16 protein-coding genes are annotated in these 13,494 nt (G+C 56.8%); 2 read left to right on the forward strand and 14 right to left on the reverse strand.

Features of this window, described 5'->3' with window-relative positions:
• Nucleotides 1-167: 167 nt before the first annotated feature.
• From AB4Z19_RS20795 to AB4Z19_RS20845, 11 genes are all read right to left on the reverse strand, one after another.
• Entirely contained in the window at nucleotides 168-308 is a 141-nt protein-coding gene (locus AB4Z19_RS20795; protein WP_442029322.1) for a hypothetical protein, read from the reverse strand.
• A gap of 310 nt (nucleotides 309-618) precedes the next feature.
• On the reverse strand, nucleotides 619-861 hold the full coding sequence (locus tag AB4Z19_RS20800; RefSeq protein WP_442029323.1) for a hypothetical protein: 243 nt from the start codon (nucleotides 859-861) through the stop codon (nucleotides 619-621).
• Nucleotides 862-973: 112 nt separating this feature from the next.
• Nucleotides 974-1,258, reverse strand: a complete 285-nt coding sequence (locus AB4Z19_RS20805) for a hypothetical protein (RefSeq protein ID WP_442029324.1) — start codon at nucleotides 1,256-1,258, stop codon at nucleotides 974-976.
• 41 nt (nucleotides 1,259-1,299) lie between these two features.
• Nucleotides 1,300-1,806, reverse strand: coding sequence for a hypothetical protein (locus tag AB4Z19_RS20810; RefSeq protein WP_442035903.1), 507 nt, complete (start codon nucleotides 1,804-1,806; stop codon nucleotides 1,300-1,302).
• 64 nt (nucleotides 1,807-1,870) lie between these two features.
• Nucleotides 1,871-2,224 (reverse strand): hypothetical protein, encoded by a 354-nt coding sequence (locus tag AB4Z19_RS20815; RefSeq protein ID WP_442035904.1) that lies wholly within the window; start codon nucleotides 2,222-2,224, stop codon nucleotides 1,871-1,873.
• A gap of 189 nt (nucleotides 2,225-2,413) precedes the next feature.
• A complete protein-coding gene (locus AB4Z19_RS20820; protein WP_442029226.1) occupies nucleotides 2,414-2,998 on the reverse strand; it encodes a hypothetical protein in 585 nt (194 codons plus the stop codon).
• Between the two features lie 88 nt (nucleotides 2,999-3,086).
• On the reverse strand, nucleotides 3,087-3,494 hold the full coding sequence (locus tag AB4Z19_RS20825; RefSeq protein WP_442029225.1) for a DUF7674 family protein: 408 nt from the start codon (nucleotides 3,492-3,494) through the stop codon (nucleotides 3,087-3,089).
• 33 nt (nucleotides 3,495-3,527) lie between these two features.
• Nucleotides 3,528-3,830 (reverse strand): hypothetical protein, encoded by a 303-nt coding sequence (locus AB4Z19_RS20830; RefSeq protein ID WP_442035905.1) that lies wholly within the window; start codon nucleotides 3,828-3,830, stop codon nucleotides 3,528-3,530.
• 332 nt (nucleotides 3,831-4,162) lie between these two features.
• Entirely contained in the window at nucleotides 4,163-4,603 is a 441-nt protein-coding gene (locus AB4Z19_RS20835; RefSeq protein ID WP_442029223.1) for a hypothetical protein, read from the reverse strand.
• A 79-nt stretch (nucleotides 4,604-4,682) separates the two neighbouring features.
• On the reverse strand, nucleotides 4,683-5,006 hold the full coding sequence (locus tag AB4Z19_RS20840) for a hypothetical protein (RefSeq protein ID WP_442035906.1): 324 nt from the start codon (nucleotides 5,004-5,006) through the stop codon (nucleotides 4,683-4,685).
• 126 nt (nucleotides 5,007-5,132) lie between these two features.
• The gene (locus AB4Z19_RS20845; protein WP_442035907.1) at nucleotides 5,133-5,666 is read right to left on the reverse strand and encodes a DUF2058 domain-containing protein; all 534 of its coding nucleotides are present in this window, start codon (nucleotides 5,664-5,666) and stop codon (nucleotides 5,133-5,135) included.
• 137 nt (nucleotides 5,667-5,803) lie between these two features.
• Between AB4Z19_RS20845 and AB4Z19_RS20850 the strand changes: the two genes are divergently transcribed.
• Entirely contained in the window at nucleotides 5,804-6,814 is a 1,011-nt protein-coding gene (locus AB4Z19_RS20850) for a bestrophin family protein (protein WP_442024094.1), read from the forward strand.
• Nucleotides 6,815-6,925: 111 nt separating this feature from the next.
• On the forward strand, nucleotides 6,926-7,861 hold the full coding sequence (locus AB4Z19_RS20855; RefSeq protein ID WP_442024092.1) for an MBL fold metallo-hydrolase: 936 nt from the start codon (nucleotides 6,926-6,928) through the stop codon (nucleotides 7,859-7,861).
• Here AB4Z19_RS20855 and AB4Z19_RS20860 read toward each other — a convergent pair.
• The 3 genes from AB4Z19_RS20860 to AB4Z19_RS20870 form a co-directional block, all read right to left on the reverse strand.
• On the reverse strand, nucleotides 7,858-9,135 hold the full coding sequence (locus tag AB4Z19_RS20860; RefSeq protein WP_442024090.1) for a hypothetical protein: 1,278 nt from the start codon (nucleotides 9,133-9,135) through the stop codon (nucleotides 7,858-7,860). The genes AB4Z19_RS20855 and AB4Z19_RS20860 overlap by 4 nt on opposite strands.
• 89 nt (nucleotides 9,136-9,224) lie before the next feature.
• On the reverse strand, nucleotides 9,225-12,770 hold the full coding sequence (locus AB4Z19_RS20865) for a pectinesterase family protein (RefSeq protein ID WP_442024088.1): 3,546 nt from the start codon (nucleotides 12,768-12,770) through the stop codon (nucleotides 9,225-9,227).
• A 75-nt stretch (nucleotides 12,771-12,845) separates the two neighbouring features.
• Nucleotides 12,846-13,421, reverse strand: coding sequence for a PEP-CTERM sorting domain-containing protein (locus tag AB4Z19_RS20870; RefSeq protein WP_442024086.1), 576 nt, complete (start codon nucleotides 13,419-13,421; stop codon nucleotides 12,846-12,848).
• Nucleotides 13,422-13,494 lie beyond the last annotated feature (73 nt).

Raw genomic sequence — 13,494 nt, forward strand, 5'->3', positions numbered from 1 at the left:
TCAAACTCAAGAAAATCATTCTCTTGCGCGGGCTCTCCCGGAATGCCTCCGGCATTTAGAATTTGATGTCGTATGCTGTTGAAGTTCATGACAATGCCAGTTTCGTTCGAATCATTTTGTGTTCTGCCGACCGGGTCCGCTATTGGCCGGGTGCAGAACGAAGAAATTCAATCAAAAACAGCACTTTGTCGAGTTTCGATATGAAGATTGACTTCCTCCGCACCTGTCCCGGCCGGACCGTAGCGTTTCTTCACTTCTGCGCCTTTCATGAACGAGGTTTCTGCAAGCACAGGCTCAATCGCTTGCAACAATTTATCAGCATCTGGGCCATATAAATAGAGGAACCCATCGTTACCATCAACTGCGACCTCGTTTCCGTCATATTCGCCGACATGAGCTTTAGTGACAACATCTTCAATCTTGTCTTCGAGCGCAAAAAGCCGCGTCAGATCTCGAGACCCGTATTGAAAATGGACGATAACTGCATGCTCGTTTTTTTTTCTGAACTTCTGCGGCAGGGGTAACTTGCGAAGTACCTAAGCCAAGAAGAGCTGCAAGAGATGCTAATATTTTCATATTAAGAATTATTAAGTCAGGTCCGCTTTTTGCCGATTTTCGTCAGCCGATGGCCAATTCAATTTCATGTCTTACTTCATTTGGAACATTGATCCAAGTCGTGGCATTTTCCAACTTTAATCGCACATCTATTTCATTCTCAATCTCTTCGAGAATATCAAAGAACCAAGTGGCACATCGCTTACGGTTTTTCATATCAAACCCAAAAGCACCTATATCGTTGTGCCATTCGACTCCTGTCGCAATGAAGTTCACAGTCTGGTACCAACGCTCGCCGCTGCTCACGAGCCTCACTCGCAGCATCCTATCAGTGCACACAACTTCAACGGTTTGTACGGCTTCTATGATCATAGGTAGTGGGTATGAATGACGGTCCGTTCTTGGCCGAAGACAGTCTTCAGCTCGGAGCACCATCAAATTTCATATTGCGCTCCTTAATTTGAGCGTAGCAGAAATCGCAAACGACCCTAAAATCATTGAACTCCCTGAACACTTCAGTCATCCCGTCTTCTTGAATGAAAAGACGCTCACAGTCGTCACACCAAGCCTGCAAGTCGTCAGGGTCTGAACTGTTTTCGACGAAGCCAACGATGCGGTCGCGGATGTTGACCTGGTGGCAGCAGACGATCGCTGGCGACCTACTGCCATGAGTCCCGCATTTAATCAATGATTCGTTGGACATTGTCTCTTAATTTTTCTGTTTGACATTGGCCGGAAGGCGAATTATCCATACTGCTCGGACCAGGCGAATCGTTCTTCCAGCCATTCATCGAGTTCGGATTCATCCAAGCCGGAGAGCATGGCACCGAGCTTCAGTTGGCCTTTTGCCAGAGCGAGTACACTGAGAATGGCAGCGGTAGTAGCGCGATCGGTTTTTGAGTCGATGTCAGTCAAAGCTAAAGTGAAAGCCAGCGCCCAGGCGCTGGTGTAATCTGCTTTCAACCAGACAGGCACTGCCGGATTACCTTTGCGATGGCGTGCAACTTCGATTGTCGCTAGCAACCCGTAGAAATTCCAATCGCGTCCCGTTCCATTGCTTGCGATCCTCACCAACTGTGGAACCGCCGCGTAGGATGCGATATCGACATCACCTTGATGGTGAAGCTCATTCCATAACTCGTCCCATACATCGGTTCCGCCATCCATCGACAGCAAAGCAACCGACACATCATATGGGACTCTGTAGCCGCCGTGGAGCTCTTTCCACTTTTCATCTTCCAGACTCAGCATATATTTATCGTCTTTAGTTTTCGACTGGCGGCTGCTGGCCGTTTGCTGTAGCCCATTAGCTCAGCTAGTCTAAAAGCTCATTAATGCTTATAACAGAATACTTCCCCTCATTCTTCTCAAACTCTACAGCGACCCTCATTCTCGAGCACTGCACGACCAGCATCAGCTTGGCGTTTGAAAGCGCGACTGTATTGCCACGCTTCATGTGCAGGCACCCTTCTATCCTACTTTGATAAGCTGCGCTCCCAAATCCGGAAAGGCCGCAGACTTCTATATCGTCTGGATAAACCTTCATTCTCAAGCACTCAAGCTTGAGCTTTAAGTCCTCATTCGCTCCAGGGTACTTCTCCAACGAAGCGGCTTGGAAGTCTTTTGTTCCGGCCGAAGCTTCGAACAAAGCAAGCCATAGAACTAGCATCAAGAGAATTCTCACATTCGCCTTTAGTTTGAAAGCACAGAGATGTCCGCCCGCTGTTGGCCGAACGCAGCCGACTGCACTTAGGATAACAGCTTTCTGATCTGCAAAAATTACGAACTCTTACGTCGGGTCCGGGGCCCGCGATAGTGGTATTAGCAACTCCATCGTCTTAGTTTTTCGACGAGCGCACTAATTTTCGTAACACGGCAGGCTCTTAAGAGTGCCGTCTTCCTGGAAGTCTTTTCTCGCGCAGCCTTTCTCCTTGAATTCGTGCCCATCGAACGCCAGAGTTGTCCAGAACTGTGATACTGAGGTGTGACCATATGCGACAAGATCGGCAACGCCGTTTGTTCTAGTCGGAAGGACGCCGATACCGTCGCCTCCGCCTTTGAAAAGAATTTTGTACTTGTGTTTCTTTGCAAGTTGAGACGAAGCTACGAACCAATAGCGGAATAGATGTGCGCCGTAAAACGCAAAGCAATATGGCTTTAAGGCCGGTCGCACGAAGAAGACCTTCTCTGTGTTGCTGACCGCATTGATTTCTGCAACAGAGAACAGGGCCCCTTCTTGACCGTTCTTTAAGTCACTCTCTTGCATACATCCGCGAAATTGATGTCTGCTATCTGCGTCTTCACTCGCGAGAATGAACTGGACCAATCCGGCCGGAGCAGGGACTGTTGACGTCAGTTCTGATTCGGTGTTGGACCAAAAAATCGGTTCGTCTGCTCGCACTTGAAACGACAAGAATGTCAATAAAATGACGAAATACTTCAAATTTTCACCTAGGGCATCCACGAGATAAGTAAATCCAACGACCGCATTTGGCCGTTTCCTGACGGGTTTAGTCGCGACAACGTTAGAATCAGTTGGTATCTTGCGTTGGACTGCCCCACGTCTCGGCGTAAAGCAACCGAATTTCCAAAGCAATAAACTCCCAAGCCCACACCTTTTCTTCGGGACTTGCATCCCACATGAGGTTCTCTGCATATGAGACATCGACAATTGTGCGTAATACCTCTCTCTCAGCTCGATAAGCTAAAGCCATGAAGTTCGTCTGCGCGATTACCGCTTCGCTATCTCTAAGTCGAATTGCTTCAGTAGTTCGATCAGCAAATGCCTCTACCCAATTAAGAGCTACAAGTTCTTCATTCGGGTCCCAGCCTCTCTCTAATAGCCAATGGTCGGTTATTTCAGCCTCTGCCGGAAACTGCGATTTAAGCTTATCAACAAGCCGACTATTAGCATCGCGTTCTTCTGAACTCAGTGGCATTTAAGTCTCATTTCTTTGCCGGGTTCCTTGCCGTTAGGTTCCTTCTGAGTCACGTATGTATGACGCGACAAATGCCAAAATAAAGCAGCACAGCCAGAGGTAGTAACCCAGCTCCAATCGAACTGGTACAGGACTTCCGCTCTCATCAAGCACCATTTGGTGGACGGGCAATGCGGTGGCACCAATCAAAAGCCCAACAAGCTCACAGGCCATTGACTCAAATGGGTATTTCCACGACAAAAGCAGGGACCACAGCAGCAATGGATTAGCATACCATGCCGGCATTCCATAAAAAATCCCGATCCAACCCATAACTAAAAAGTCAAAGCCCCGCATTGAATTTCCCCTGGCGCCGTCAAACAGACTTTCAAGGGAAAGCGAAAAGCAAAAGACAACGACGCAAACAATCAGACATGTTAGCCAGAGAAATCGCCTAATTCCGATGCCATTCATGCGTTAGTCTAAAATTCCCTGAATCGATAATAATCGAGTAAATCAAGCGGGGCCGGTATTGGCAGGATACAGCACTTATTTATTCATCATACAGACTGTGACTCCGTGTCCATTCCTCAGCGACACGCCCCGTATTGGCAAATCTCATGTTCGATTCTCCGGTCGCTGACATGGCGGCTGCATCTCGATACTGCGATTGAAGATTGGAAGTCGGGCTACTTCTCGAGTTCCTTCCGCAACTGTTCTTTAGCCCTCTCGCCAGAGACGGACTCCCCAACCTGGTATTTGCCGAAAACGACGCCGTGTAGCAGCGGCTCCTTTCCTTGTTCATCGAACACGGCCAGGAACAACTTCTCGCCAAACTGGTCCACTTTGACTGCAAGTCTATCTTCGCCCTTGGAATACCCGAAGACCGTTCCATCGAATGCTTCTCCAACCTTGACGTAGCCGACGCCTTTCAATCCGGCTTCGACTCGCTGCAAGAGCTGCATCCGCGTCAATCCTTGGTACTCAATATAAATCCCATGCTCATTCGTTGCGCTTTCGACGACTGAAAGGTGCTCCTTGGGATACGTCAAAGAACTCCAGCGAGCAGGTACGTCTCGGGAACAGCCGACGAACGTCAGCATGGCAAACAGATAGAGCAGGGTTTTCATTTGCCTCTGGACACGCTTGGATGTCAGTATTAATTCAGATCAGGTCCGTTTCCGACCGATTGGGGCGATTCCATCGGACTCATGCAAGGAGATCGTCCTTTTCGCGGAGCCAGGAAGCCTTTGCCGTGAGGCGCCTCGCACCCCAGCCGACGGGTAGATCCGCCAACTCCAGAACGGATGGATCTAACTTTACGATTTCGCCCAGGCCGACAAGCATGGCGTCAGACGTATCGAATGGCTCGCCTGTCAGAAATTGCCAACCATCTTCGTCGTGCTGCACCAAAAGAATAGCCTTCTCACAATTCACTATTTTGCCAACCGTGACAGTGGCCTCGTTCTCTGGCGACAGGAACGGCCAAGCAACACGCTTACTGCTGCCAAAAATTTTTGTGAGGATCTTCATATTTGGATCTGACTAGCGGTGAAAGCTCAATTGCCCCCACCGCTATGCAGCGTAGCATCTTGCTTGTCTGAAAGATTCACACATTGTCACATCGCGTGGCAAATTAAATGAACCCTCCCGTATTGATCACCACATCAGATCATCAGGGATCTTGTAGGCTGCGTACGGATCGTCCTCGTCAGTCTCGGGCGTGGCCGCTTTGACGCGCACAACGATTTCCGGATTGCGTTCGGCGATCTTATCGGCGATGACGCGCGGGACGAGTTCGTAGCCGTCGCCGAAGCCGACGATCATGAGACGGCCGGCGACCAGGTGTTCACGCACGGCTGCCGACACGTAGATACGCTCGATTTTCGTGCCATAGGTGAAGTTATAGGCGATGTCGCCGTTGCCCTTGCTTTGCTTATTCTGCTGGACCATCTGCGCGATCTGGGCGGCGATGGCCTTTTGCTGTGCACTCGCATTGCGCTCGGCATTCGCCTGGCGTGCCTTCTCAGCGTTCTGGCGCTGCTGTTCCTGCGCTGCCAGGCGCGTTTCGTCGACGCTTTGCACGCCGGTGCGGCGCTCTTCTTTTATCTGCTTGCTTTTGTTCTGATTGGCGACTTTGACTTTGTTTTTGTCGACCAAACCGGCTTTTAATAACTGATCAGCGAGCCCCATGATGCGATTCCTTTCAATTGAAGGCGATAGGATACCACCTGCATAATCGCGATGACCGACGGAAATTCCGATATGATCATTAACGGCCTGTCAACAGCGAGGCCTCCGCGAACCACTTCGTCATTGCGAGATGTGCCATGCACCTGGGTAAATCGTACAGAGTATTCGAGTTTATGGTCTGGTCGAGACGGCTGCTTTATGCCTCGCTCGTCTGCGCTTCGGTGCCTGTTCTTCTTTATCAGTTCCTGGACGTGAGATGGCTGGCAATTCCGGTTTCGGTGGTGGTCTTGCTGGGCACGGCGACATCTTTCATCGTCGGCTTCAGGAATGTGCAGACTTACAGCCGGGCGCTGGAGGCGCAGCAGATCTGGACGGACATCCTGAACAGCAGCCGCAGTCTGGGCGTCATGAGCCGGGACTTTCCGTCAGCAGTGACGAGCGGACGGGAACTGATTCTCCGGCATTGCGCATGGCTGACGGCGCTGCGCTATCAGTTGAGAACTCCGAAGGTTTGGGAGACGGTGAGCAAAGCGTCCAACGCGGAATACCGTAAATATTACCGGGTGCCGGAGTGGGAGACGCCATTGAACGAGGTACTGGCGCGCTATCTGTCACCGGCCGAACTGGACGCGCTCGACCAAGCCGCGAGCAAGCCGAGCCGCTTGCTCGGTACGCAGGCGGCAGTGATCAAGCGGCTCTTTGATGCCGGAGAGATCAGCAATTCCTGCTACATGGAGCTGCTGGCAGCGATCAGAGGCTTCTTCAATCTGCAGGGACGCGCCGAGCGCATCAAGGATTATCCCTATCCCCGGCAATACGAGGTCACCCATCGGCTCTTTGTCCGCACCTTTTGCCTGCTGCTGCCTTTCGGCGTGTTGACGGAGTTCGAAAAGGTGAACGCCACCATATCGGGTGTCATGCACGACAAGCTGATCTGGCTGGTCATTCCGTTCAGCGCGATGGTGTCGTGGATGTATCTCGCGCTGGAGCAGGTTGGCGAGGGCACGGAGAATCCGTTCGAAGGGAATCCCAATGACGTGCCGATGGCGCAGCTATGCCGGAAAATCGAACGCGAGTTGATGGACATGCTGGGCGAGAAGAGCGATCTCCCGGAAGAGCCCGCGTCCGCGAACGGAATTGTTCTGTAGACCGATGGCGGAAACGCGCTGCAACTTGGCAGGAATTGCCGCAACGGACTGACTTTGCCACTCCATGGCTGCGTCCATAATGGTTGCTCGCATATGGATAGGTAACCAAACATGAACACACGCTTCAAACTGCCGGCGCTGCTGGTAGCGGCTTTGTTTGTCTCGGCCCCGGCTTTCGCACAAGACGACTATTTTCATACCGGAGCAGGTGCACGCTACTTGAAGCGCGCGGACACCGACCTCGTCGCGCAGCCCTTGCGCGGCAATATCACCGTGCTGATGGGCTCAGGCGGCAACGTCACGGTCCTGAACGGCAGGGAAGGCAAATTCCTGGTCGACGCAGGCATCAGCAAGTCGAAAGAAAAACTGCAGGCCGCGCTTCTGCAGATGGGCGCGGCATCGCCAAAATACGTTGTGAACACGCACTGGCACTGGGACCACACCAATGGTAACGCATGGCTGCATGAGGCGGGCGCCACCATCGTCGCGCAGAAAAACACCTTCAGGCATCTGACTCAAACCACGCATGTGAATGCCTGGAACTGGACTTTCGATCCGGTGCCTGCAGCAGCGCGCCCCACGCTGCTGGTGGATCATGAAAAGATCATCGCGTTTGCAGGAACCAAGGTCGAAGTGAAGAACGTCGGCGATGGCCATACCGATGGCGACCTGTGGGTCTACTTCAAGGATGCAGATGTGCTGGCGCTGGGCGACACCTTCTGGAACAACAAATACCCGTACATCGACAACGAAGACGGTGGCAGCATTGATGGCGCGATCAAGTGGGCCAACAAGGCGGTCGAACGCACGACGGAGCACACCATCGTGATTCCCGGCCACGGCGATGTCGCAAACCGCGCCAAGCTGATCGAATTCCGCGACATGCTGGTTGCCGTGCGCAACAATGTGGCCGCCTTGAAAAAGCAGGGCAAGTCCTTAGAAGAAATCGTCGCCGCCAAACCGACCGCCGCCTTCGATGCCCAATGGGGCCAGTTCGTCTTCAACGGCGATCAGTTCACGCGAATGGTCTATGCCGGCCTGAATTAACGCACCAGCTCAAGAATCTCCCGCAAGCGGGGCTGAGCTTTCAACAGATGGGGACGCAGGTCGCTGAGCCAGTGCAGGCGGACCAGGTCCGCTTCGCTGAGGGCGACCAGGCTGGATGAGGCCAGCGCCGCAACTTCGGCATCGGCGTCGTCCAGTTCCATTAGCTCGTCGTGCAGGACGGGATAGTTCTGGATACGCATCAGCACTTCTTCGACCTGCTCGTCATCGCACAGAGCATCGCCGCACTCCAGCAGCTGTTCGCAGTGAGTGCACAGCATTTCCATCTGCAAGACGCCTGCCTTGCCCTGATGCGAAAGCTGATGCGCGGTGGCGGTCAGTTCGCGGAACACCGTCACCGCATTCTGCAGCAGATGCGAGAGCGAGAGCAGCTCGCCGGTTGCGTGTGCATAGCGCTTGAGTTGCGGCAGGTGGTCGCCCGCTTCGCCCTGCATGTGCAGGAAGCCGGGAATGCCGGGATGGTAGTCGAGGAAAAGATGGCGCCACTGGGCTTCCAGCGTGCCGCCACTCAGCGGCGATTCCGCGCCGGCGGGGGACACTGCGCCGAAGGCATCGCCCAGCGGCTTGAGTTGCCGCGAGCAGGATGCGATTGCCAGCGCCAGTTCACGCTGGCGTGCCGCGAACTGGTAGGCGGCGCGCTGGGTGCGCATGTTCTCAACCAAAGCAGGCGGCACGTTTGCGCTGAACGCATCGTCGTGGTGATTCGCGTAGAGGCTTGCACCGAGCGGATGCTGCGGCTGTGCCAAGCCGTATTCCGACAGTTTGAACTGCCGCCACGCCCCTTCGCGCGTGTGGCTGGCGACTGCCTGCGGCCAGTCGCCATTGGCTTGCAGTTGCAGATCGTCGTAAAGATCGCCTACAAACTGGCAGCAGGGCGCCGCGTCTTCCGGCGATTCCGAGCGCACCAGGCTTTGCACGTCAAAGCGCTGTTTGTAGAAGAGGGTGGCGTGCTGCATGATGCGCGGTCCCGCTTCGGGATCGTGCGCGAGTTTCTGATTGCGGGCAACGCGGCTGGTGGAAAGGTCCACATGGTCAAGCAGATCCTGCCAGTGGCGCAAGGTGACCCCGTGATGCGGCATGGCCTCCGCCACCATTTTGTCGTTCAGCACCACCGCAACATGGCTGAAGCGGCGGCTGCTGCGCCGGTCAATGGCTTGCGCCAGCAGGCTGCCCCGGCCGCGCGCGCCGCGGCTGCTCAGCAGCAGGATGTCGCCTGGTGCGACATGGTGGTTTGAATCAGGCAAAACCCCGTCCATGGCATCCTCCATTGAGACTGCATGCATCGGGGCATTTTGCGCTCATTGGTTGAGCGCCGCAAGCACGGCGGCTCAACCGCTGAGTTGACTTACGGATTCCAGCCAGCGCCGCTATTAAAGCCAGCGAAAATCTGGGCGCGGTTGGCAAAGCCGGCTGCCACATCCGAACTGCTGAGTTGGAAGCCACCCACGCGCGTGGACAGATTGAGCGGATTGCCCAGCAGGTCCGTGCTGCCGTATTCGCGCCAGCCGCTGGCGGCAGTCGGTACGGCGGGATTCGGCGCCGGCTGGCCGTTCACGCCTAGTCCGGCCCAGCCGGCGGCTGCGATGTGACTATCCATTTTGCAGTTGATGAAGGCGATGTTGTCCCACACCGTGCTGCTGCCGGAGCTGCGCGCGAGGTAGGTCGCGCCAGCCGGCACGTCGCCATGCAGCGGGCCGGGACCGGGGCCATGCGTCAGGCTGCTGTTGAGGAAGACGTAGCCTTTGTCGGCCGCTGCCTGCACGCGCGCTTGCAGGACGTAGCCGCCGCTGCTGGCGTTGGACGTATCGCCCACAGAGCGGATTTCACTCTCTTCAAACAGGGCGGCGCGGCTGGAGCCCCAGATGAAGTCGACGTTGCCTGCCACCAGCGTGTGATAGAACCAGGACCAGCCTTTGAGATTGAGCGTGTCCTGCTCGCTGAAGAAGCTGGCGTCGCGCGCGATGAGGCGGCCGGCGTCGTTGTTGAAGTACAGCGTTTCGGCTTGCGCCGAGATGGACGGCGAGCGCAGCGTGGTGTTGCGTACTGTGAGCGTGTCGAGCGTCAGCATATCGGCGGATTCGACGAGGAACACGGCACGGCCGCCAGCCGCTGCGGCCCCGGCACCGGGCGCCTGGCTGCCGCCGGAACCGGTGTTCAGTGTGTCGTTGTTGGTGTACTGGATTACGGCGCCGTCGCGGCTTTCGCCGCGCAGCGTAATGTTGTCTTTGCCGCGCAGATAGAGCAGCTCCTGGTACACGCCGTTCTTCACGGTGACGGTGGCGGGCGTGGATTTGGCCACGTTCTGCATCAGGAAGTTCAGCGCGCCTTGCACGGTGCTGAAATCGCCATCTGCGCCGACCACAAGATCCGGCCCCGCTGGCGCTGTGGCGCGCGTGGTGAAGGACCAGTCGCCCAGCTTGCCGATGCCGACGAATGGCGTGCCGCCCAGCGAAGTTCCGGTGAACACGCCGTTGGCGATTGCCACGTAATAATCGGTGCCATACGCCAGCTTGCCGCTGTGCGGTTTGATGGTGACGGTGTTGCCGCTGATCGTGATCGGAGAGGTGTTCACCTTGCGGATTGCGGTCTGGCCTGGATAGCCCAGTTCATCAGTCTCGCCGCTGGTCTTGATCACATCCACCAGCACATCGTCGGACTTGCGGAAGATGCGGATCGTGCCGCTTGCGCCCAGTGCTGGCTGACTGTCGAACACGAGGCGCAGCGATGCATCCACCTGGGCATTGCCAAGCGCCGCAGCAGGACTGGCAACGCCGTTCAGCAGATAAGTCTGCGTCGGCTGAATGAACTGCGCGCCGATGTTGGCGGAGATGGTGCGCATCAGGGTTGGATCGCTGTCGCTGGTCAGCACGATGTTGGCAGTGCCTGCGCCGACCGGGGTGAGCGTCAGCGTATTGTTGTCGATGGCGACTGCCACGGCAGCGGGATTGCTGGAGCTGGCGCTGAAGGTGTCGGCCGAACCGTCCGGCTTCACGGCGGTGACGGCGAGCTGCAGCGGGGTGTCGCCCGCTTCGGCGACATAGCTGGTGGTGGCCGGATTCAGCGTGAGCTGCGAGGGTTTCAGATGCGGATCGCCGATGCGCACGTCATCGATCTGGAAGGATTTGTTGGCGGTGTACAGGCCAACCAGTCCGCGTGCGGTGAAGGCGGTGTCGGTGACGGAGCCGAGCGCTTCGCCATCGAGATAGACGGTCAGCGTGCTGCCGATCATTTCAAAGCGCACGGTGTAGAACTGCGCATCCATATTGATCGGCTTCTTCACTTGCTTGGGACGCGTGAGCGTACCGTTCAGCATTTTCGCGATTTCGACCTGGGTGCTGCTGGTGCTGCTTTGCACATTCAGCCCTGCGCCATACCAGTTGCTGGCGTTGACGTAGCGCGTGACCAGGTAGAGCAGCTTGTTGCTGGTAGTGCTGTTGGTCTGCGGCTTGATGCGCGCTTCAACGAAGTAGTCACCGGACGGCACGTTCGCCATCGAAGTGGACTTCAGCAGCGCGAGCACGCCGCCGGTGGTTGCCGCGGTGTACTGTATGATCTGGTTGACGGCGCCGACGCTTTCTGCCTTGACGCTGAAGCTGCCGTTGGGGCCAGCGACGGGCAGCAAGTCCCAATTGGCGGAGCTGCCGCTCTGGAAGTCGTCGCAGAAGTAAAGGCCCGTTGCTGGACAGGTGAGGGTGAGGATTGGCGTGCTGCTGGTGTCGCCGGTGCCGGTGATGGTGGTGGTCAGCTTGCCGCCGCCTGCCTGCGCCAGCGCGTTGGCTTTCACCAGCGCCGTGGGACGCACGCTGAAGGCATATGGTGGCGTCCAGGTCACGTTGCTGGAAATGGTGCAGCCGCCGAGCAGGGTGCCATTCAGCAGCGAGCCGGTGTCCTTGAAGGCTCCTGTTGCGGCGCCGCCGGGATTGATGACGATATCGCCGCATCCGCGCGCGCCACCGACTTCAAACACATTCGACTGCGAGATGATCTTCGCGTTGTAGCCTGCGCCAATGCTGTACAGGTAGTCGTACACCGGCGCCGTGGTGCTGCCCACGAAGTAGTTGTTGAACATGTGGACCTGGCCGAAGCGCACACGCGGCGCGCGGCTGGAGACGTCGCGGAACACGTTATTGCTGAAAGTGACGCGCAGCTTGCCTTCGTCGCCGGTGGCGGTGTCGCTGGAGCCGATCAGATTGTTCTTGTGGTGCTCGCCGAAGACGTTGTAGGACACGGTCACGTAGTCGGAGCCATTGGTGACGTCCAGTGCGCCGTCGTGGCACTGTTTCAGCACGCCGTTCTCGATGGACGACAGATTGTCCGTCATTGGTACGTCGGTGAAGGTCACGTGGTCGACCCAGATGTGATCGGAGCCGGAGATGCCGATGCCGTCATAGGCGGAGTTCCAGTTGCCGGTGGCGCCATCGGTCGGGTCCCAGACCGGTCCGACGTCGCAGGGATTGACGATCTTCAGATTGCGGATGATGATTTGCGAGACGTTGGTCAGCAGGATGTGGCCATTGATCAGGCCTGCGCCGGGGCCATCGCCAATCAGCGTGGTATTGCTGCGCAGGCGTACCGCACCGCGTATGGCCTGGTCACCCGTGTTCGCATACGGCACGCCTTCGGTCATGTCGATGGTGCCGGACAGCTTGATAATTTTCGGATTGGCGCCGGCGTTGTTGATGGCCGCGACCAGTTGCGCGCGGTTGGCGACGGTGTAGATCTGCGACGTGGCCGCCGCCGAGCCGCCGGCGGTGCCCCCGGCTTGCGATGCCCAGCCATCGGCCGGTGCGGTCTGGCGCGCCGGGTCGGTTGCCGCGTGCGCACTGCAGGACAGCATGAGCAGGGCGGCCGACGCCAAGCGGCAAGCGGCCCTGAAACCTCTGAGTTCCATTGTGTTCTCCCGTATCAGTTTGCGAGGCGCGCGACAGGCGCGGCACGCAGCCGCAGGCCTGCTTGCGCGCGGAGCTTAGCGTTGCGACTGGCGGCGGCGTAGCAGCGTCATGGCGCCGAGGCCTCCCAGCAGCAGGGTGGTGCTGCCCGGTTCCGGTACGGAAGCGGCATCCAGCTGTGCGGTGAAGGCCGCGAAGTCGCTGCTCCAGCCAACCGAGCTGACATCGACGTCGATCGATTTGCCGTCCGCGGCCAGCTGCAGCAAAGGCATGCCGCTGATGGCGCTGTCGTCCACCAGTGTGAAGGCGGTGAGTGGATTCGCCAGCGTGCTGCCGAAGTCGAAGTGGAAGTGATAGCTGCCCGGCGTGATGCTGCCGTTGCTGTAAATGGTCAGCAGGCCGCTGGCATCGAAATCGAAGGCGAACAGGTTGTCGGCGCTGAGGAATTCGACACCGGTATTGGTGGGATCAAGGGCGGTGGTGTTCGAGCCGGGTTCGGCGGCGAACAGGTGGTCGAGGCCCAGCATGGCGGAGGCGTCCCCGTTGTAGCTGGCGGTGATGACGGCATCCTGCAGGGGCAGGGGTGAAGCATGTGCTGCTCCGGTGGCCAGAATAGCAGCGGCCACCATAGTCTCCATAATGGTTTTTTTCATTGTGTGCTCCGATGGTTTTGAATGACCGGCAATGCGATGTGGACACCTCGCGTGTCCACTGCCATTGAGACGA

This window comes from Pseudoduganella sp. RAF19 (assembly GCF_052114165.1).
Taxonomy (GTDB): Bacteria; Pseudomonadota; Gammaproteobacteria; order Burkholderiales; family Burkholderiaceae_D; genus Rugamonas.

Coding starts and splice junctions, on each gene's coding strand:
- AB4Z19_RS20870 (WP_442024086.1), bottom strand. CDS start 13,421: ATGAAAAAAACCATTATGGAGACTATGGTGGCCGCTGCTATTCTGGCC.
- AB4Z19_RS20835 (WP_442029223.1), bottom strand. CDS start 4,603: ATGAAAACCCTGCTCTATCTGTTTGCCATGCTGACGTTCGTCGGCTGT.
- AB4Z19_RS20865 (WP_442024088.1), bottom strand. CDS start 12,770: ATGGAACTCAGAGGTTTCAGGGCCGCTTGCCGCTTGGCGTCGGCCGCC.
- AB4Z19_RS20810 (WP_442035903.1), bottom strand. CDS start 1,806: ATGCTGAGTCTGGAAGATGAAAAGTGGAAAGAGCTCCACGGCGGCTAC.
- AB4Z19_RS20855 (WP_442024092.1), top strand. CDS start 6,926: ATGAACACACGCTTCAAACTGCCGGCGCTGCTGGTAGCGGCTTTGTTT.
- AB4Z19_RS20850 (WP_442024094.1), top strand. CDS start 5,804: ATGCACCTGGGTAAATCGTACAGAGTATTCGAGTTTATGGTCTGGTCG.
- AB4Z19_RS20840 (WP_442035906.1), bottom strand. CDS start 5,006: ATGAAGATCCTCACAAAAATTTTTGGCAGCAGTAAGCGTGTTGCTTGG.
- AB4Z19_RS20825 (WP_442029225.1), bottom strand. CDS start 3,494: ATGCCACTGAGTTCAGAAGAACGCGATGCTAATAGTCGGCTTGTTGAT.
- AB4Z19_RS20815 (WP_442035904.1), bottom strand. CDS start 2,224: ATGCTAGTTCTATGGCTTGCTTTGTTCGAAGCTTCGGCCGGAACAAAA.
- AB4Z19_RS20845 (WP_442035907.1), bottom strand. CDS start 5,666: ATGGGGCTCGCTGATCAGTTATTAAAAGCCGGTTTGGTCGACAAAAAC.
- AB4Z19_RS20860 (WP_442024090.1), bottom strand. CDS start 9,135: ATGGACGGGGTTTTGCCTGATTCAAACCACCATGTCGCACCAGGCGAC.
- AB4Z19_RS20830 (WP_442035905.1), bottom strand. CDS start 3,830: ATGCGGGGCTTTGACTTTTTAGTTATGGGTTGGATCGGGATTTTTTAT.
- AB4Z19_RS20805 (WP_442029324.1), bottom strand. CDS start 1,258: ATGTCCAACGAATCATTGATTAAATGCGGGACTCATGGCAGTAGGTCG.